The sequence below is a fragment of the Bacillus sp. FSL P4-0290 genome, assembly GCF_037975435.1.
Lineage (GTDB): Bacteria > Bacillota > Bacilli > Bacillales > Bacillaceae > Bacillus > Bacillus subtilis.
The window spans coordinates 3,553,671-3,571,823 of sequence record NZ_CP150253.1; the positions used below are offsets into that span (position 1 = coordinate 3,553,671).

Genomic DNA, 18,153 nt, shown 5'->3' on the forward strand with positions numbered 1-18,153 from the left:
GACTTGTCTTTCTATTTGATGTGCTGCGGGTCTAAACGATAACTGAGCAGCTCAAATTCCGGTGTATACGTAAATGTGCCGTGCAGCAGCCCTTGTCCCTTCATCATAAAATCAAGGATATGGCCGTCTCCAGGGGCCATAGGCAGGTTCTGAATGTCATTGACATCGTGCCACTGCAGTTTGCCTTCCTCTGATTCTGATACATTTTGTCCTGTATAAGAATCCGCGACAAACGTAAACATCATCCACTCGGAGACAATGTGGTCACCGTCTTTAATAATAAAGGTAAAAACGCCTTTTAATTGAGGATTTATGATATAGATACCAGTCTCTTCTCTGTACTCTCTGATGACGGAGTCTCTGACTGATTCTCCGCTCTCCATCTTGCCTCCCGGCGCGACCCACCATCCGCGTCTCGGCTTTTGAAGCAGAAGAACTTTGTCATCCGTCTGAAGCACACAATTTGTCACTCTTTGCAAGTACGTCACCTAACCTTCGTCCTGTCATCGTCTCTTTATTATACCGCTTCAAGATGCCTCCCACAATGAAGAGACATTGACAATCTTTTCTTCTATTTTACAGCATATTCATTCCTTAATTCAGATGATTTTGCTGTAACTGGCATTCATCTTTTATTTATGGACAAAAAAAGGACACGGATAACTGGAGAATCCGTGCCAAAAAAGTGTATTCATTATAAAAAGGGGGTCAATTACTTTATTAATCATAACCGAAAAGCATTACACATGTGTTACAGCGGAATTAAAACCCAGTAACGTAATGTGAAACTCGTATGACAGCCCTTTTTATTTTAAGGTTTTCAGCGTTTCTTGAAGCTCTTCAACATAATGCTGTACGCTTTGCGCCGCAATACTTCCGTCTCCTGTAGCCGTTACGATTTGGCGCAGTGATTTTTCGCGAATGTCTCCGGCAGCGAAAATTCCTTCAACCTTTGTCTCCATGCGGTCGTTTGTTTCAATGTAGCCTTCTTCATTCGTAATGCCCAGATTCTCAAACGGTTTAGACAGAGGAAGCATGCCAATGTAAATGAATACGCCGTCTGTTTTGAATTCACTTTCTTCACCGGTTACCGTATCGACAAGCGTTACGTTACCGACTTTGCCGTTTTCCTCATGAATTTCCTTCACGGTTTTGTTCCATAGGAAGTCAACTTTTTCATTATCAAATGCTCTCGCTTGAAGAATACTTTGAGCACGGAGTTTATCACGTCTGTGAACTATCGTTACTTTTGAAGCGAAACGAGTCAGATATACGCCTTCTTCAACCGCGGAATCTCCGCCGCCAACAACGACTAGTTCTTTGCCTTTAAAGAAAGCGCCGTCACATACTGCACAATAAGATACACCGCGGCCGCCCAATTCTTTTTCGCCAGGCACGCCGATTTTTTTATATTCCGCACCAGCAGCAATGATGACAGCACGTGCTTTATATTCCTTTGAACCAGCTTTGACTACTTTGTACTCTTTGCCGTCAACGACTTCTTTAATATCGCCATAAGCGTATTCAGCGCCGAATTTTTTCGCGTGTTCAAACATTTTGTTAGAAAGCTCAGGCCCAAGGATACTTTCGAATCCAGGATAGTTTTCTACATCTTCCGTATTGGCCATTTGTCCGCCAGGAATTCCTCTTTCAATCATTAATGTCGATAAATTCGCTCTTGATGTGTATACAGCGGCCGTCATCCCAGCAGGGCCCGCGCCGATAATAATCACGTCATAAATTTTTTCTTCTGACACACTATTCACTCCTTAAACCATCTTTTCAAGTTTGGGCTCTTTCTTATAAGATAAGAATCCCCATCAAACGTATTCCTTACCCATATCCTATAAAATCTCATGGTGATACGCTATTTTTTTGCTCAACACGATTAAATGTATTCGAAAAGGGTATATGTTAATAAAGAAAGAGCCTTCTGTTTTAGAAGGCCCTTGTCATATTTATTATTGAACAACACGTCTTACAACGCCTTTAAATGCTTTTTTCCAGTAAGGATTGCTCATAGAGTCAACAGATACGCCATGAGATGTATTGTCGTTTAGGAAAGTACCGTTTCCTAAGTAGATTCCTACGTGTCCATTTGTTTTGTAAGTGTCAAAGAACACAAGGTCTCCGCGTTTCATTTCAGACGCGCTGACAGCTTGTCCTCTGCCAACTAACGTATCAGTAGTTGTCCCGCCTACAGGTCCAAGGTTAACACCTGCAGAAGCGTATGCCCAGCGTACGAATGATGAGCAGTCAAAAATACGGTTGTTGATATCAGATTGGCTGCGTCCGCCGCCAAACTTGTACGGAGATTGTCCTACAATGCTTGAACCAACGCTGATCGCGCCTTCAATTCCGCCAGAGTTGCTGATAACAGTGCCGCCTGAATTGCTGTTTGAGCCGCTGCTCTTCTTAGAAGATGAGCCGTTTGACGAACTGTTTGATGAACCGTTAGAAGAATTGTCTGAAGAATCATCAGATGAGCTTGCTTTTGCTGATTCAGTTGTCGCCGTTTGACTGTCATCTGTTTGTGTTTCATCAGATGCTTTTTGTGCTTCTTCCTGCTTTTTGATCAAAGCAGCCGCTGCTTCTTGTTCTTTTTTGATGCGTGCTTGTTCAGCTTCAGTATTTGCTTTTTGATTTGCAAGTTCAGACGCCTCTGATTTTAATTCAGAAATCGCTTTAGCCGTTTTCTTTTGGCTTGCTTTTGCTTCGTCGAAAAGCTTGTCTTTTTCATTAAGCTGTTTATCAAGGTCTTTTTGCATTGTTTCTAATTTAGCCAATGCAGCTTGAACTTCTTTCAGCTTGTCATTCAAATCCGCTTCAGAATCTTCGAGCTTCGCTTTATCCTGCTCTTGCTGTTTGATTAAATCTTTGTCTGCGTCCACAATAGATGAAACCGCAGTCGCACGAGAGATAAAGTCACCAAAGCTTGTTGATCCTAAAAGAACATCTATGTATCCTTGAGATCCGCCGCTTTCCTGTAAAGAACGAACGCGTTTTTTCAGGATTTCATTGCGTTTTTCGATGCGTGCTTCAGTTTCTTTAATCTCTTTTTTCAGTTTTTTGATTTCTTCTTTTGTTTTATCATTTTCTTCTTTTTTATCTTCGATCTTGTTGCTTGTATCAAGCGCCTTAGCGTTAATGTCTTTCAGTTCTTTTTCAATCTTTGATTGATTTTCCTGAAGCTCAGTTAATTCTTTTTCCTTCGCTTCAATGCTGGAAGCAACCTCAGATTGCTTGCTTTCGATTTTTTGTTTCTTTTCATCTAATGTTTCCGCCGATGCAGTTTTACTTGTAAATGGGATCAAAAAACTGCTTGTCCCGATGACGGAAGCCAAACCAAGTGTAATTAAACTCTTTCTCACTTTTTATATCCTCCCTTTTACTGTGAACCTGTCCTCATTTGGAATCGTATTTTGAACATCAAGTTTCGTTCCTCATACTCTACGAGGAATGATGGTTGTTTATGGTTAATTATTCTGTGCATCTCTTATTCTGGTTGTATAGCGTTTATTTCACATCATATGTAAAAAACACTAATTCCTTATGTACGAGAATCATTATACCATCAAGTTTCGACAAATTAGCGATAAATTTTATTACATTTATGTTTCAAACAGATGTCAAGTCACACATCATTTGTCATTTTTCTTAAGCGTGTAAAAAAACTGTCGATATTATTTTCTCAATATAATCTATCAAACAAAAAAGAGTCGATTAAATAAATCGACTCTTTAAAATTTACCATTCTAGAATATCATCAATATATTTCATATATTTCGTCAAAGTTGCCGGAGAGATGCCGAATCGGGCCGCTGTGTCTTTTTTCGTGTCTTGCTTGCCATGGGCTTCTTTCCAAATATAACAGATGGCTGCTGCCCAGCCTTTCTCATTCTTCAACGGAGCGGCTGCACGAATTTGCTGGATGACATGGAAAACCCAGCAGCTCATGACTTCTGTTTTCATCTCTTCTTTTTCAGCTTGCTCTAATAATTTGACCGTTTGATAGGCGAAAAGTGCATCCTCTGAAACGTCAGCAGCCGCAGAATCTCCATTTAGAAGCAGCTTTACAAAATGATTTTCAAAAGGAGCGGTAATTCTCTTTGATCGTATCACCGCTTCAAGATGCTCCGTTTCTCCCTTTGTGCTGCTGATATAATAGGCTGCGAGACGCTGTTCCACAGATGAAGGAAGAGCTTCCCTCCGCTCAATCCAAGGCGCCGGGCGGTCTTCGCCGGGATATTGCGACTCGACTTTTCTCCAGATCGTCTCGGCAAAGTCGGTATGTCCCGTAAAATAAGCAGAGCAGGAAAGCCAGTAAAAGAAGGTGTCGTCACCTTCAAAGCCGGTTTTATATAATGATTTGAGCCATTTATATCCGATCTCGTAGCGGCCGACAAGCGCCAATGTAGCACCCAATTTATAACGCTGCTCCAATAGCATCGGATAGACATTGGAGAGCTGATCACTCAATTCCGCCACTTTTTCGTCTTCTCTTTCATAATAGTAGAAAACGAGAAGGTTGCATAAGGCGTGAAGATTTCCTTCATTATGAGAAAGCACTTCATAAGCGGTTTGCTTCGCTTTTACAACGTTTCCTGAATAGAAATAGGCAAGCGCGAGATTGTTGTATGCTGACCAAAGCTCCGGATATTCAGCTGTGATTTCCTCAAGCGCCGCAACCGCTTCAGCAAGCTGGCCGCTTTCCAGCAATGACTTTGCCCGATCCTGTTTCACCAGCAGTTCATCCTGGTCATACAACGAATCCTCAATGCCGTCGTCTCCTAAATCGAGCAAATCAAGCAGACTATCGTTTTCTTCGGCGAATTCACCATCCGGGTCCGCATCAGAATAAGCGGCCGCTTCTTTATAAGCTTCCTGGAAGAGCCCCAGATGGGCAAAGTTATTCGCTTTAAAGTAATGGCACTCCGGCATTTCGGCCTCCAGATTTGCCATGATATAGTCAAGAAGATCGTTCGACTCTTGATACTGGCCCATTTCCGAATAAATGACCGCAAGCTGTGAAAGCATCTCTGAATCCTCCGGCTCCAAATGAACCGCGCGCTGAATCAGTTTGCTTGCCCGTTTTAGATTGCGCTCTTTATACGCTTTCAAGCCTTTATGAAAAAAATATTGTCCATCTTGAAGCAGCTGGACAATTTGTGCGTGATTTTTATGTTCAGAAGTGTGTTTTCCCACAACTACCCTCCGTTTTATACAATATTACCGTCAGTAGTATACCATAAATCGTAAGCCCCTCAATAGTTCAAAAGGAAGGATTGGGAAAATCCCTCCTCTTTTTTATTGGCTGATTCGACCAAAATTTACCCGGCTTTGTTTTCTAAGTCCGCATTCATTTTCAGCTGCTGTTCAGCAAAATCCCGGTAAAGGCCATGGGAAGCCATTAACTCATGGTGTGTTCCACGACCGGTAATTTCTCCTTTTTCAACAAACAAAAGCTGGTCCGCATCTACAACGGTAGATAGGCGGTGAGCGATAACAATCGTTGTGCGGCCCTCCATCAGCACCTCCAGCGCCTGCTGAACTGATTTTTCAGATTGGCTGTCGAGACTTGAGGTAGCTTCATCGAGCATAAGAATGCTTGGGTTACGGAGAAGCGCTCTCGCAATCGCGATTCTTTGCCTTTGTCCGCCTGACAACATAATGCCGCGTTCGCCCACTTCTGTATCAAACTGATTCGGCAGCTCCTTTATAAAATTGAGCGCATATGCCATCTCCGCGGCTTTTTCGATCTCAGCATCCGTCACATCTCGTTCTAACCCGTAGCAAATATTTTCTCTGATTGTCCCGGACATTAACGGGCTTTCCTGTGATACATACCCGATATGCTCCCTCCACGATTCAAGCGAGTAAGTATCGACCGGCTCGTCCCCCAGCCGAATGGTCCCTGCAGTCGGAGAATAAAAGCGTTCAAGCAGCTTAAACAGCGTCGTTTTTCCCCCGCCGCTCGGACCGACGATCGCTGTCACTTTCCCTGCTTCAATGACGGCGCTGACCACTTTTAAGATCAGCTGATCAGGCTTATATCCAAAAGACACGCGATCAAGCTGGATAGGGAGATGCGCATTTTCAATTTGTTTTCCTGTCACTGTATCTTCCTCTTCCTCTGCTAAAATCTCAATCATTCGTTCTGTTGCACCGATTGATTTTTGCAGCTGTGTAAAGAATGTTGTAATTTGGCCCATCGGCATAATAATTTGAAACAAATATAAAATAAAAGCCACGAGCGCTCCGGCCGTGAGTTCGCCTGAAGATACCTGCATGCCGCCATATCCGATCACTGCGACAAGCGCTGCCATTAACACGAGTGAGATAAGCGGACCGACAAGTGATTGAACCTTAGCTTCTCGAACGCCAAGCTTAAATAATGAGGAAATCCCTGTTTTCCCGCGGCCGTATTCGACATCCTCCGCATTTGAAGCTTTGACAAGTCTGATTTCCGGGAGAATTTGATTCAGCAGGCCTGTAAAACGGGCTGTTTCATCTTGTGTTTCCCGTGAAATGGAGAACATTTTCCGTCCAATCGGCACCAAAATAAGAGCGGCCAGCGGAACGACCACTAACACAAGCAGTGTCAGCTTCCAGTTCATAATAAACAAGATTGTCAATGATCCAATGACAGAAATGATGCCTGTAATAAATCCGCTGATATGGGTTGTAATCAATTCTTTGACCACCATCGTATCGTTCGTTACACGGCTGACTGTTTCTCCGGAAGCATTTGTATCGAAATAAGAGACAGGAAGCTTAATTAATTTCTTCCATAATAACTCCCGCAGCCCGGAAATGATTTTTTGTCCATTATAGTTAAGCGCATAGGTGGCATAAGCGCTTAAACCCGCCTGAACGAAAAACACAAGCGCGATCAAACCGATTTGCGTGCCTGACAGATTTGACATAGAAAAACCATCGACAAGCTGCTTCGTTAATAATGGAATGAGCAGGCTGACCAGCGTGGTTACTACACTGAGGGCAAGCGCAAAGGCGAGCTTTCCATAAGAAGGATTGGTCCGTCTTACTAAGGCAAAAAAGGGTTTCAATTTACTTTTAGATTTTTGTTTCTTGGTTGGCATATATTTTCCTCCTGTTTCAGCGTTCAGAAAGGTGAAAAGTCATAGCAAAAGGATGATTTTTACTCTTTCTCAATCATATCAATGGAGAAAGACTTTTTCAGTATATTTTTGCCGTGATCAAAATAAAAATCTCCCACTCATTGTTTGAATAGGAGATTTTTTATGTTAGAGCACTGGCTTCTTTTTTCTGTAAGTCAATGTTACATCCTGCTGCCGCAGGTCTTCTATTATCATTTTGTACCGATCAACTTTTGCGGTATGTTCTTCTTTTATCATCTCAAGGGCAGCTTTTCGTTTTTCGCTATTAGACTCAAGCTCTTTTTTTATTTTTTTTACAATCAACCCTTTTTGCCCTTTGATTTCCTCTTTTAATGAAGACTCAAATTTCTTTGTCAGGCTGAGAAAGTCGTTGATCGGTTGATTGAGGGTGCCCGCTTTCCCCTTCATTTCATCTTGGGTAAGAAACATATAGGTCGTTGATACAATTTCTGTTTCACTTTCTGAAAATAAGGAAGTCACTCTTCATATTCCTCCTAAGGCTGAAAATCAAATAACTGAGAAATCATTTCTTCTTTTTCAAACAGCTTTTCAATACTCTCGCGGATATTTTTGATAAAATCTCTTTTTTCTGTTGTCTGTTTTTTTAATTCAGCAACAATTCCATCATTAGCAGGAAGCGCACCTGTGTGGAATGATTCATGAACTGAGATTTTCTCCAATTTATCGAATGTGTGGCTGAAACCAGCTGCAAGCCGGAATTGAAGATCGAAGGCATAATGCGAAGGGTTTTCTTCCATATGATGAATAGCCGTGATGATCGCCTGCTTTTTGTCTATGAAGTCTTCATCGATTTCCTGACTGTAAACCTTCTGGTACTTAGAAATCGCATCTTCCATATCTTCAACGATTTTCATACCGTTTTGATAGATTCTGACAGCGGATGAGAGATTGACTTGAATCGTTTCTCCCGAGCCGCTCTTCCCTGTAAAATAAATATCGGAGCCTTTATAGCTGAAGCCTTTTTCCTTTGACAAGGCGTTGAGCATTTGAACGATACTGTGGCCGTCGACGATAAGTTTTAGTGCGTCTTTTGTTTCTGTGTCGAGTGTTTTCAATGAGGATAGAATTGATTTTACATAGTCCACTATTTCACCAACGTCTTTCAAAGCTTGCATAAATTGGCCATGCTTTAAATGGTCAATGAAATGTTCGTACCGTAATTCTATGCCTCGCATACTCGCATTAATATTCGTTAATTCTTTTTTGATGACTTTCTTTTGCGTTTCATCAATATAACCGTTTTCAGCTAACTGATCTACGACCGGTCCGCTGTTTCTCAACAAGGTATGAAGAAAACCTAAAAACGACGGCAGTTCCTCTTTTATTCGGCCATACATTTGCTTAACATCATCAAAATGCTCATATAGGACACTTACTTTCTTTAAAGCGCCGTCTGTGTTTTTCACTTTTTCAATCAGGTCTATGTCTATCCCGCTGGCTGCCTTTATAAAACCGTTCAAGCCGTCTTTTTCATAGTCATCCTTATATTTTTGAAGGAATTTTTGAATTGACCTCACATCTTCGTCAGGAACCCCATCCATAATATTTCGGATGCCTTTTACACTTGTATTTGTATCTGCCATCTTCACATCACCGAATGTAATGAAATCGGCCTTGCCGCTGACTCCATACAGCGGGTCATCTTTTGAGATGCGTTGGGTGATGTTTGCTGTTACGCCTTTGTCTTCATAATATTTTTGGATTTCTTTTTTTAGCTTATCTGGTGGGATATCATTTATATCTTTTAAGCGTCTAATATGAAATTTATGCATTAGCCTATCTCTCAAATTCAAATCAGTTGCTAGCAGGTGGTCAACGCTTATTTGAGCTCCGTTAACCCCATAAACCTCATCAAATTCTCCGTCAATTAATTGAACCATCACCTGATTATTATTTGCCAGTGAGTGGCCCATAGCAAAGGTCTTTAAATCATGAGAATTCTCTGTTTCTCTTTTGGCATTTCTTACAAACTCTTTTGTCGCTTGGTACTGGCTGTCATCTATCCCTAAAAAGAGACCAAAGAAATTGTATGACCAGTCTTCGTTATCAGCACTCCCCTCTGAAATAATATGAAGTTGATTAACGTGTTGTTTATCATCCTTAATATAAATAGCTGTACCATCATATCCGGACTCTCTTATTGATGTATCTATTTTCAAATTTTTTTTAATAAGTTCATTAGATGTGTATATTTCCAGATTTTTTGGAAGATCTCGATGTGTTTCTTCTTTGTATATTCGACGCACCTCGACTTCAAAATCTGTTTTAGCTCTCTTTTTTTCACTTTCAATATCAGAAGCAAATTTTTCTTTATAATCGTACTCCAAGTCAATTAAACGCAGCTTTACATTTTCATTTTCAAATATATTCTTATTTTCCATTTTCTCTATTTCTCCTTTTTAACTTTTAAAAAGGTAATAGAATCAATTATTTTTCGAACTTTTTTTTCTGCTTCTTCTTTCTTTAATGAACAAACCTCTTTACCCTTATAGCAAGAAAAACGAAAAGAATACTCTATTCCTAAATATTCCTCTTTTTTAGATTTAACATAACCAAAAAATCTATAAGAAAAATTATTCTTTTCATCCACATCATCAAAACTGCTTTTCTTTTGAGCAGAATATACAATTTTATCAGATAGCTCTCTTTCTTCGTATTTTCCTTTATAGCTATTTCTGCCGCTTACAATGTCAAGCATTGTATCCTTGTCATTCGCAAAACTTTTTTCTTGATGATAATCTAATTGCCCGTCATATTGAATGTTAGTTTTTTTATTGAAACTATCAAATACTATTGTTTCCTCATTTTCACCTTTACTTGAAAGATCAGGTACATACTCCCCATCCTCCGGAAACAACATCCTAAACCCTTTCAGCTTAGATTCAAGCAAATAATACCCTGGGTCCTCTTCTTTCGTTGACACCATGTACTCTCTCGTTTTTTCATCTTGAAACGCCGGAACTTGCGGCAGGTCTTTTGGATCCATTTCTTTTGGTTTTACGGCTTCTGTTTTATTGTCATTTGTGGTGTTTTTATCATTGTCTTGCATACTGCATCCTCCTGTCAGGGCAAGTAATAAGCTAAAGCAAATACATATGATCTTTTTCATTACGAACCTCCACGGGTTTTGTGAGAATAGAATTCTATTTTCATACCGAAAATAATCCTATTGACCTGGTTAATACGTGATTATTTTATCCTTTTCTATGTTACATCATGGTGGAATTTGGATAAATAGGAAATCCGACTTGGTTTTGATCTCCTTTCACTAACAAATCAAGCAAAACACCACAAACACATCAAAATACCTATTTCTTTTTTCATAAAATCGTTTATCATACGGCTCTTACTTAACCTCTTCATCTTTATAGTAGGTGAATCGAAACGAATACTCTATTTCCCTTAATTCTCTATAAGAAAAACTATTCTTTCCCTCTATATCATCAAAAGCCTTTTTCTTTGAGCAGATATCTCTCTTTCTTCGTATTTTCCTTTACATATCGCCAAAGGTAGTAGAGTTTATTATTTTTTTAACTTTTTCTTCATTGTCTTTCGGGTTTTGTTCACATGTATTTGCATTGGCGGAGCAGCTAAACATAAAAGAATATTCCATCCCTAAATAATCTTGTTTTTTCGATTTTATATAACCAAGGAAGATATAAGATGGTTTCTCTTCTTTGTCAAAGTTTTCTTGTTTTGAGGCAAAGTAAATATCTTTATCCTTCGTTTCTAATTTCTCAAAATTACCTTTGTATTCATTTTTACCGCTAATAATATCCAACATATTCTCCGGTTCGTTTATAAACGATTCATTTTGATAGAACTTTACTGAAGCATTCATTACTATATTCGTTTTTTTATTAAAGCTATCAAAAAATAGTGACTCGTATGTCTTTGAAGTTTCAGAGTCGGAATACTCCGCATCCTCTGGAAACAACATCCTAAATCCATTCAGCTTAGACTCAAGCAAATAATACCCCGGCTCCTCTTCTTTCGTTGACACCATATACTCTCTCGTTTTCTCGTCCTGAAATGCCGGAACTTGCGGCAGGTCTTTTGGATTCATGTCTTTTGGTTTTACGGCTTCTGTTTTATGTTCGTTTGAGTTGTTCTTATCATTGTCATTCATACTGCATCCTTCTATCAGGGCGAGTAATAAGCTGAAGCAAATAAAGATGATCTTTTTCATGACGAACCTCCACGGATTTTTTTCGAGAATTATATTCTATTTTTTCTCTATAAATAATGCGATCAGTCCCTGTTCAAAGGGTGATTATATTATTCTTTTCCATGTTACATTATGGAGGAATTTGATTAAGTAGGAAAACGAACTTTATTTTAATTTGCTTTAATCATCTCAAAATTTCATAAAACAAAAAGAGCCATAACATACGGCTCTTTACTCTTCTTTCTCAGAATGGCGTTTTTTCAATACGTCAAGCACATCATCCAGCGGCAGGGATTGTTCTCTGAGCAGGACAAGCAGGTGATACAGCAGGTCTGCCGCTTCCCATTTGAGTTCCTCATGATCCCGGTTTTTCGCGGCGATGATGACTTCGGATGCTTCTTCTCCTACTTTTTTCAAAATCTTATCGACGCCTTCACGGAAGAGGTACGTGGTGTAAGCTCCTTCAGGCATTTCCGCTTGGCGTTCCGCGATCACCCGCTCCAGTTCGTTCATGATGCCGAATCGGTCCGCGGCCTGTTCTTCTGTTTGTTCCTTTGTAAAACAGCAGTAGCTGCCAGTGTGGCATGCCGGGCCTGACGGTTCTACGAGTACGAGCAGCGCGTCTTGATCGCAGTCATACCGGATACCTTTGACGGCTTGCGTGTTCCCTGAGGTTTCTCCTTTATGCCATAGCGCTTGGCGTGAGCGGCTGTAAAACCATGTTTCCTTCGTTTCCAGCGTTTTTTCGTACGATTCCTTGTTCATATACGCAAGTGTCAGCACTTCTTTGCTTGCCGCATCCTGCACGATAGCAGGAATTAATCCGTCCTCGTTAAAACGCAGTTCATCTGCCTGTTTCATCTCACATTCACCCCGTACTCTTTCAAGTATGATTTCACTTCTTTAATCGATGTTTCTTTATAATGAAAAATTGAGGCGGCCAGCGCGGCATCGGCTTCTCCTTTTGTAAAAGCCTCAAGCATATGCTGTGCGTTTCCCGCGCCTCCCGAAGCGATAACAGGGACGGGGACAGCTTCGGAAACAAGCTTTGTCAGCGTGTGGTCGAAGCCTTTTTTCTCACCGTCGGAGTCCATGCTTGTCAGCAATATTTCTCCTGCCCCGCGTTTGACGCCCTCTTTTGCCCACGCGGTAACCTCCCAATCTGTTTTCTTTCTGCCGCCGTGCGTGTAGACATTATATGTGTCAGATTCTTTGTCATACTTGGCATCAATGGCAAGAACGATGCATTGAGAACCGAAAAACTCGGCTCCTTCTGTAATCAGCTCAGGGCGGAGAACAGCTGCCGTGTTCACCGACACTTTGTCCGCTCCGGCACGCAGTATCGTTTTCATATCGCTGAGCTGATTGATGCCGCCGCCGACTGTAAACGGAATGGCAAGCTTCGCGGCAACCTGCTCCACAACGTCAACCATCGTCTTTCGTCCTTCGTGCGAGGCGGAGATATCAAGAAAAACAAGTTCATCCGCACCTTCCCGGTCGTACACTTCGGCGAGTTCAACTGGGTCACCGGCATCCTTCAATTCGAGAAATTGAATTCCTTTGACAACGCGTCCTTCTTTGACATCAAGGCATGGGATAATCCGTTTTGTGATCATTTGCGCTTCACCCTTTCAAGCGCCTCACTCAGCGTAAACTGATTGGTATACAGCGCTTTTCCGATGATCGCTCCAGAGACGCCGTCCGCCTCATAGCGGGCGAGAGCTTCGAGATCCGCGACGGAGCTGACTCCGCCGGAAGCGATCACCGATTTCCCCGTTTCCTTAGCAAGCTCGACCGTGCTTTTAACATTGGGGCCTGACAGCATTCCGTCTGTCGCGATGTCAGTAAAAATAAAGACTTCCGCACCTTCATTGGCTAGCTCTTTGCCCAGTTCAGTTGCCTTAAGGGTTGATGTTTCCAGCCATCCCTCTGTTGAAACAAAACCGTTTCTCGCATCCAGTCCGATTGCAATTTTCTCGCCATATTGTTTCAGCATTTTTTTGACAAACGGAGGGTTAGAAACTGCTGAGCTTCCCAGGATCACCCGATCGACTCCTGCTGATAAATATTCATAGACATCATTTTCGGAACGGATCCCGCCACCGATTTCGACTTTCAGGTTCAGCTTTTGCGTAATCTCAATCACATGGCGGTCATTCACTCTTTTCCCTTCTTTGGCCCCGTCGAGATCAACGAGATGGATCCATTCGGCACCCTCTTTCGCAAATAACTCAGCCATGTCGTACGGTGAATCGCCATATATCGTTTCCTTATTGTAATCCCCTTGAACAAGGCGGACACATTTGCCGTTTCTCATATCAATTGCCGGATATAATGTAAAAGCACTCATTTTTTCACCTTCTGTTCTGCTGCCATTTTCGTAAATTGAGTTAAAATAGACATTCCGACCGTGCTGCTTTTTTCCGGATGAAATTGGGCGCCGAAGACGTTTCTTTTTCCGACTACAGCAGGCACTCGTACACCATAATCGGCGCTTGCCAGAAGCGCGTTCTCCTCCATCCCGTCAATGTAATAGGAATGAACGAAATAAGCGTAGCCCTGTTCTGTTTTAGTCAGCAGCGGAGATTCATTATGAAAGGAAAGACGATTCCAGCCCATATGCGGAACCTTCAGCTTGTTTCCTTTTTCATCTTCTGCTTTCAGCCTGACTGCTTTTCCTTTTAACAGCCCGAGTCCTGAAGCGGTGCCGTTTTCTTCGCTTTCTTCAAATAAAAGCTGCATGCCGAGGCAGATCCCGAGAAGCAGCCTTCCCTCTGAGACCATATCGTAAATCAATTGATCAAGCTTCGTGTAGCGCAAATTGTCCATCGCGTCTCCAAATGAACCGACTCCCGGCAAAATGAAGGCATCAGCTTCTTTCAGCTCCTCCGGCTTTTCAGAAACAAAATACGGCACGCCGACACGTTCAAGCGCCTTTGAGACACTGTATAAATTCCCCATTCCGTAATCTATCACGCCGATCATTTACAGCATCCCTTTCGTTGACGGTATTCCTTTAACTCGCGGATCGATCGTTGTCGCTTCATCAAGCGCACGTCCCAGTGCTTTAAAAACGGCTTCAATCATGTGGTGGGTATTTGTGCCATAATGAACGATGACGTGCAGGTTCATTCGAGCTTCGAGCGCCAGCTTCCACAAAAATTCATGTACAAGCTCCGTATCGAAAGTTCCGACTTTAGCAGCCGGGAAATCAGCGCGCATTTCTAAGTGCGGCCGGTTGCTTAAATCAATCACAACTTGAGCAAGTGCCTCATCCATCGGCACAAACGCCGATCCGTAGCGTTTGATTCCTTTTTTATCGCCCAACGCTTTGAGCAGCGCCTGCCCTAAGCAGATGCCGATATCTTCAGTCGTGTGGTGATCATCTATATCAACATCGCCTTTTGCGTTAATGGAAAGATCGAATTGGCCGTGTTTCGTGAATAAATCCAACATATGTGTCATAAACGGCACATCTGTTTTGATATCCGCTTGTCCCCCGCCGTCTATTGTAAATGCCAGTTCAATATCTGTTTCGTTTGTTTTCCTGACGCGTTCCGCTTTTCTCATTTAGAAATCCTCCGTTCTCTCGCATCAATTGATCTGGCATGGGCTTCTAACCCTTCCAGTCTGGCAAAAGCCGCGATGCTTTCGGCATGTTCTTCAAAGGCTGATTGACTGTAAGAAATAATGCTCGATTTCTTTTGAAAATCAGTTACGTTTAATGGACTTGAAAATCTGGCTGTTCCGTTTGTCGGAAGCACATGGTTCGGTCCGGCAAAATAATCACCGACAGGCTCAGGGCTGTATCTGCCTAAGAAAATTGCACCCGCATGTTTGATACTGCCAAGCAAAGCTTCCGGAGACTGTGTTATGATTTCTAAATGCTCTGGCGCGAGTGTATTGACAGTATTAATCGCTTCCACCATTGTTTCCGCCACATATATACAACCGTAATCTCTCACTGAAGCTTCCGCTATTTCTCTTCGCGGCAAGGTTTTCAGCTGCTTACTCACCTCGGCTGAAACCGCCTCGGCCAGCGCCATGGAATCTGTGACAAACACACATGAGCTGAGCTTATCGTGTTCCGCCTGTGACAGCAGATCGGCTGCAATTTCGCTCGGAATCGCTGTTTCATCAGCCAGCACGACGATTTCACTCGGTCCGGCAATCATATCGATATCAACATCGCCGAACACTTCTCGTTTGGCAAGCGCGACATAAATGTTGCCCGGACCCGTGATTTTATCCACCGGCTCAATGGTTTCTGTTCCGTATGCTAACGCCGCAATCGCCTGAGCGCCGCCCATTTTGTAAACATCTTTTATGCCCAGCTCGGCTGCTGCAACCAAAACTCCAGGAGACAGCAGACCGTCTTTTCCCGGAGGCGTGACGAGAACGATTCTTTCAACGCCCGCTACGAGCGCCGGAATCACATTCATCAAAACAGATGAAGGATATGCGGCCGTTCCCCCCGGCACATATACACCGGCGGAATCCAGCGCCGTCACTTTCTGCCCCAGCATTGTGCCGTCCTTTCTGTGATAAAACCAGGAGGATTGCAGCTGTCTTTCGTGATATTCCCTAATATTTTCGATTGCCTGCCTAATCACCTGAAGAAGACGTGAATCCAGTGAGGTGTATGCCTCCTCAAATTCTTCTTTTGTGACCAGCGGACTGTCTATTTCGATGCCGTCAAATTTCGCCGTGTAGCTGCGAACCGCCTGATCACCGTTTGCTTTAACATCTTCTATAATGGACCGGACCGTCTTTCTTTGCTCTTCCGTTCCGGCATCGATGGAACGCTTGAGAGAAAGCCGTTCCGCTCCGCTGATGGTTTTGATCTTCATTTTGCCGTCTCTCCTTCCACAACGAGAGATAGGCGGGATGCCATTTCGTCAATCACATCGTCTTTCATGCGATAGCTTACCGGGTTGACAATAAAGCGAGAGGTAATGTCACAAATGTGCTCCGTTTCAACAAGCCCATTTTCTTTCAGCGTCTGTCCTGTGGAAACAATGTCCACTATCCGATCTGCAAGCCCAATGAGCGGAGCCAGTTCAATTGAACCGTTGAGCTTAATAATCTCGACTTGTTCTCCCTGCTCTCTGAAATAACTGGAAGCCACATTCGGATACTTTGTCGCGATTCTTGGCGCTACTCCGCTCCAGTCTGTATTCGGAAGTCCGGCGACAGCTAAGTGGCATTTGCTGATTTTTAAATCCAGTACCTCATACACGTCGCGTTCCTCCTCCAGCATGACATCCTTGCCCGCAATTCCGACGTCTGCCACGCCATGCTCCACATACGTAGTTACGTCCATCGGCTTCGCTAATATGAAACGAAGATTTTCCTCCGGCACATCGATGATCAGTTTTCTCGAATCTTCAAACTCCTCAGGGAGCCTGTAGCCTGCCTGCCTCAGCAGCCCTGCCGCTTCTTCAAATATCCGGCCCTTTGGCATCGCCATTGTGAGTAACTTACCCATTTTGCTCTTCCTTTCTGGCACCGATAAAATAAGTGACGTTTACAAAAGATTTTGTCATCTGGTCGATATTTTCTATTCCCGATAAATCTTGAAGAACCACTTTGTTCCCTTTCATGCGTTCTTCATTCGCATAAGCGATGGCTTGCGCCCGCTGCTCTTTGCTGAAAATAACAGCGTCTATATCACAAGGTTCTTCTTTCATATGAAGGGCTTCAATCAGCCGGTCGATCCGAAGCCCGAAGCCTGTTGCCGGTGCAGGTGAATCAAAATGGCCCAGCAGCTTGTTGTAACGGCCGCCGCTTCCAATGACAAAACCGACATTCTCGGCGAACACTTCAAATAAAATCCCTGTGTAATAGCTCATGTGGCTGACCATATTCAGATCCAGGCGGACATTTTCCGTACATCCGTAATCCTCAAGAATGCCCCACAGCGCCTTCAGCTCATCAACCACGCTTTTTCCTTGCGCAGAATCGACGATTTCCTCGGCACGTCCGCATACTTCTATGCCGCCCCGCAATTCGAGGAGCTCAAGCAGTCTGCTTTTATCAATGGAGGAAAGCGGGAGAGACTTGACATGCTCTCTGTAGCCGACGTAGTTCTTTTCATATAAGAACCTCCGCAGCACATCAGCTCGTTCAACGTTTCCGAGCACCTCAACAAACAAAGCATCCGCAATGCCGGCATGGCCGATGGCAATTTTAAAGGATGCCAGCCCAGCGTTTTTCAATGCCCCGACGACTAAAGCAATGACCTCCGCATCCGCGCTCGTCGTGCCGTCACCGATTAACTCCACTCCGACCTGCTCAAACTCAGCCGGACGTCCGCCTTCACGCTCCTGAGCCCTGAATACATTTGCCGAATAGCCGACTCTTAGCGGATGACCGTGTTTCAGAAGCTTCGATGCCGCCACCCTTGCAATCGGCCCCGTCATATCCGGGCGAAGCACCAATGTCTTGCCGTCCTGATCAAGTAGCTTAAACAGCTGCTGCTCTTCAATTGCTGACTGGACGCCAACGGTATCGTAAAACTCCAGTGTCGGCGTTTCCATAAATTGATATCCCCATTTATCAATCAAATCGGTTAACGATCGTCTCACCTTTTTTTTCGTTTCGTATAAACCGGGCAGTGTATCTCTCATGCCGTGCGGTTTTTCAAACATAAACATCAACCCGAGCACCTCCGCTGTTATCTTATGAAGGAAAATTCCAAATCCTTTAGTTCGCTAATATGATAATATGTTAGCAGATGAAAGAATGAAAATCAACGCTTAACTTCAGTAAGGATTTTTTTAGTTCAAATATCCTTCTCCTCATTATGAAAAAATCATGAACAAT

Annotated in this window: 17 protein-coding genes; all 17 read right to left on the reverse strand. The window is 43.0% G+C overall.

Going from position 1 to position 18,153, the window contains the following annotated elements:
- Nucleotides 1–11: 11 nt before the first annotated feature.
- Nucleotides 12–488 (reverse strand): 8-oxo-dGTP diphosphatase, encoded by a 477-nt coding sequence (locus MKY10_RS18650; protein ID WP_010886622.1) that lies wholly within the window; start codon nt 486–488, stop codon nt 12–14.
- Between the two features lie 318 nt (nt 489–806).
- The gene (gene trxB, locus MKY10_RS18655) at nt 807–1,757 is read right to left on the reverse strand and encodes a thioredoxin-disulfide reductase (RefSeq protein WP_003228139.1); all 951 of its coding nucleotides are present in this window, start codon (nt 1,755–1,757) and stop codon (nt 807–809) included.
- 204 nt (nt 1,758–1,961) lie between these two features.
- Nucleotides 1,962–3,371 (reverse strand): peptidoglycan DL-endopeptidase CwlO, encoded by a 1,410-nt coding sequence (cwlO, locus tag MKY10_RS18660; RefSeq protein WP_014481004.1) that lies wholly within the window; start codon nt 3,369–3,371, stop codon nt 1,962–1,964.
- A gap of 376 nt (nt 3,372–3,747) precedes the next feature.
- On the reverse strand, nt 3,748–5,205 hold the full coding sequence (locus tag MKY10_RS18665) for a tetratricopeptide repeat protein (RefSeq protein ID WP_114523630.1): 1,458 nt from the start codon (nt 5,203–5,205) through the stop codon (nt 3,748–3,750).
- A 125-nt stretch (nt 5,206–5,330) separates the two neighbouring features.
- Nucleotides 5,331–7,100, reverse strand: coding sequence for a multidrug resistance ABC transporter ATP-binding protein/permease BmrA (gene bmrA / locus MKY10_RS18670; RefSeq protein ID WP_061891008.1), 1,770 nt, complete (start codon nt 7,098–7,100; stop codon nt 5,331–5,333).
- A 165-nt stretch (nt 7,101–7,265) separates the two neighbouring features.
- Nucleotides 7,266–7,619 carry a hypothetical protein gene (locus MKY10_RS18675; protein WP_014481007.1) on the reverse strand — a complete coding sequence of 118 codons (354 nt, stop codon included), beginning with the start codon at nt 7,617–7,619 and terminating at the stop codon, nt 7,266–7,268.
- Nucleotides 7,620–7,633: 14 nt separating this feature from the next.
- The gene (locus tag MKY10_RS18680) at nt 7,634–9,541 is read right to left on the reverse strand and encodes a DUF6792 domain-containing protein (RefSeq protein ID WP_015251146.1); all 1,908 of its coding nucleotides are present in this window, start codon (nt 9,539–9,541) and stop codon (nt 7,634–7,636) included.
- Between the two features lie 5 nt (nt 9,542–9,546).
- Entirely contained in the window at nt 9,547–10,269 is a 723-nt protein-coding gene (locus MKY10_RS18685; RefSeq protein ID WP_061891007.1) for a hypothetical protein, read from the reverse strand.
- Nucleotides 10,270–10,653: 384 nt separating this feature from the next.
- Nucleotides 10,654–11,349 carry a hypothetical protein gene (locus MKY10_RS18690; protein ID WP_033884598.1) on the reverse strand — a complete coding sequence of 232 codons (696 nt, stop codon included), beginning with the start codon at nt 11,347–11,349 and terminating at the stop codon, nt 10,654–10,656.
- A 210-nt stretch (nt 11,350–11,559) separates the two neighbouring features.
- Complete coding sequence (gene hisIE, locus MKY10_RS18695; protein ID WP_061891006.1) at nt 11,560–12,189, reverse strand: bifunctional phosphoribosyl-AMP cyclohydrolase/phosphoribosyl-ATP diphosphatase HisIE; 630 nt, start codon at nt 12,187–12,189, stop codon at nt 11,560–11,562.
- Nucleotides 12,186–12,944, reverse strand: a complete 759-nt coding sequence (gene hisF, locus MKY10_RS18700) for an imidazole glycerol phosphate synthase subunit HisF (protein WP_015251142.1) — start codon at nt 12,942–12,944, stop codon at nt 12,186–12,188. The genes hisIE and hisF overlap by 4 nt, the downstream gene beginning before the upstream one ends.
- Entirely contained in the window at nt 12,941–13,678 is a 738-nt protein-coding gene (gene hisA, locus MKY10_RS18705) for a 1-(5-phosphoribosyl)-5-[(5-phosphoribosylamino)methylideneamino]imidazole-4-carboxamide isomerase (RefSeq protein ID WP_041055161.1), read from the reverse strand. The genes hisF and hisA overlap by 4 nt, the downstream gene beginning before the upstream one ends.
- Entirely contained in the window at nt 13,675–14,313 is a 639-nt protein-coding gene (hisH, locus tag MKY10_RS18710; protein ID WP_046381359.1) for an imidazole glycerol phosphate synthase subunit HisH, read from the reverse strand. Before hisH ends, hisA begins: the two co-directional genes overlap by 4 nt.
- Nucleotides 14,314–14,898, reverse strand: coding sequence for an imidazoleglycerol-phosphate dehydratase HisB (hisB, locus tag MKY10_RS18715; RefSeq protein WP_015714780.1), 585 nt, complete (start codon nt 14,896–14,898; stop codon nt 14,314–14,316).
- A complete protein-coding gene (hisD, locus tag MKY10_RS18720) occupies nt 14,895–16,178 on the reverse strand; it encodes a histidinol dehydrogenase (protein ID WP_046381360.1) in 1,284 nt (427 codons plus the stop codon). The genes hisB and hisD overlap by 4 nt, the downstream gene beginning before the upstream one ends.
- Nucleotides 16,175–16,816, reverse strand: coding sequence for an ATP phosphoribosyltransferase (gene hisG / locus MKY10_RS18725; RefSeq protein ID WP_015251138.1), 642 nt, complete (start codon nt 16,814–16,816; stop codon nt 16,175–16,177). Before hisG ends, hisD begins: the two co-directional genes overlap by 4 nt.
- Complete coding sequence (locus MKY10_RS18730) at nt 16,809–17,984, reverse strand: ATP phosphoribosyltransferase regulatory subunit (RefSeq protein ID WP_114523629.1); 1,176 nt, start codon at nt 17,982–17,984, stop codon at nt 16,809–16,811. The genes hisG and MKY10_RS18730 overlap by 8 nt, the downstream gene beginning before the upstream one ends.
- Between the last annotated feature and the right edge of the window lie 169 nt (nt 17,985–18,153).

Bases quoted from the DNA above. Each gene is read 5' to 3' on its own strand.
- hisIE (WP_061891006.1), bottom strand. From the start codon at position 12,189: ATGAAACAGGCAGATGAACTGCGTTTTAACGAGGACGGATTAATTCCT.
- hisD (WP_046381360.1), bottom strand. From the start codon at position 16,178: ATGAAGATCAAAACCATCAGCGGAGCGGAACGGCTTTCTCTCAAGCGT.
- hisH (WP_046381359.1), bottom strand. From the start codon at position 14,313: ATGATCGGCGTGATAGATTACGGAATGGGGAATTTATACAGTGTCTCA.
- hisG (WP_015251138.1), bottom strand. From the start codon at position 16,816: ATGGGTAAGTTACTCACAATGGCGATGCCAAAGGGCCGGATATTTGAA.
- MKY10_RS18730 (WP_114523629.1), bottom strand. From the start codon at position 17,984: ATGTTTATGTTTGAAAAACCGCACGGCATGAGAGATACACTGCCCGGT.
- hisA (WP_041055161.1), bottom strand. From the start codon at position 13,678: ATGAGTGCTTTTACATTATATCCGGCAATTGATATGAGAAACGGCAAA.
- hisB (WP_015714780.1), bottom strand. From the start codon at position 14,898: ATGAGAAAAGCGGAACGCGTCAGGAAAACAAACGAAACAGATATTGAA.
- bmrA (WP_061891008.1), bottom strand. From the start codon at position 7,100: ATGCCAACCAAGAAACAAAAATCTAAAAGTAAATTGAAACCCTTTTTT.
- MKY10_RS18685 (WP_061891007.1), bottom strand. From the start codon at position 10,269: ATGAAAAAGATCATATGTATTTGCTTTAGCTTATTACTTGCCCTGACA.
- hisF (WP_015251142.1), bottom strand. From the start codon at position 12,944: ATGATCACAAAACGGATTATCCCATGCCTTGATGTCAAAGAAGGACGC.
- MKY10_RS18690 (WP_033884598.1), bottom strand. From the start codon at position 11,349: ATGAAAAAGATCATCTTTATTTGCTTCAGCTTATTACTCGCCCTGATA.
- MKY10_RS18680 (WP_015251146.1), bottom strand. From the start codon at position 9,541: ATGGAAAATAAGAATATATTTGAAAATGAAAATGTAAAGCTGCGTTTA.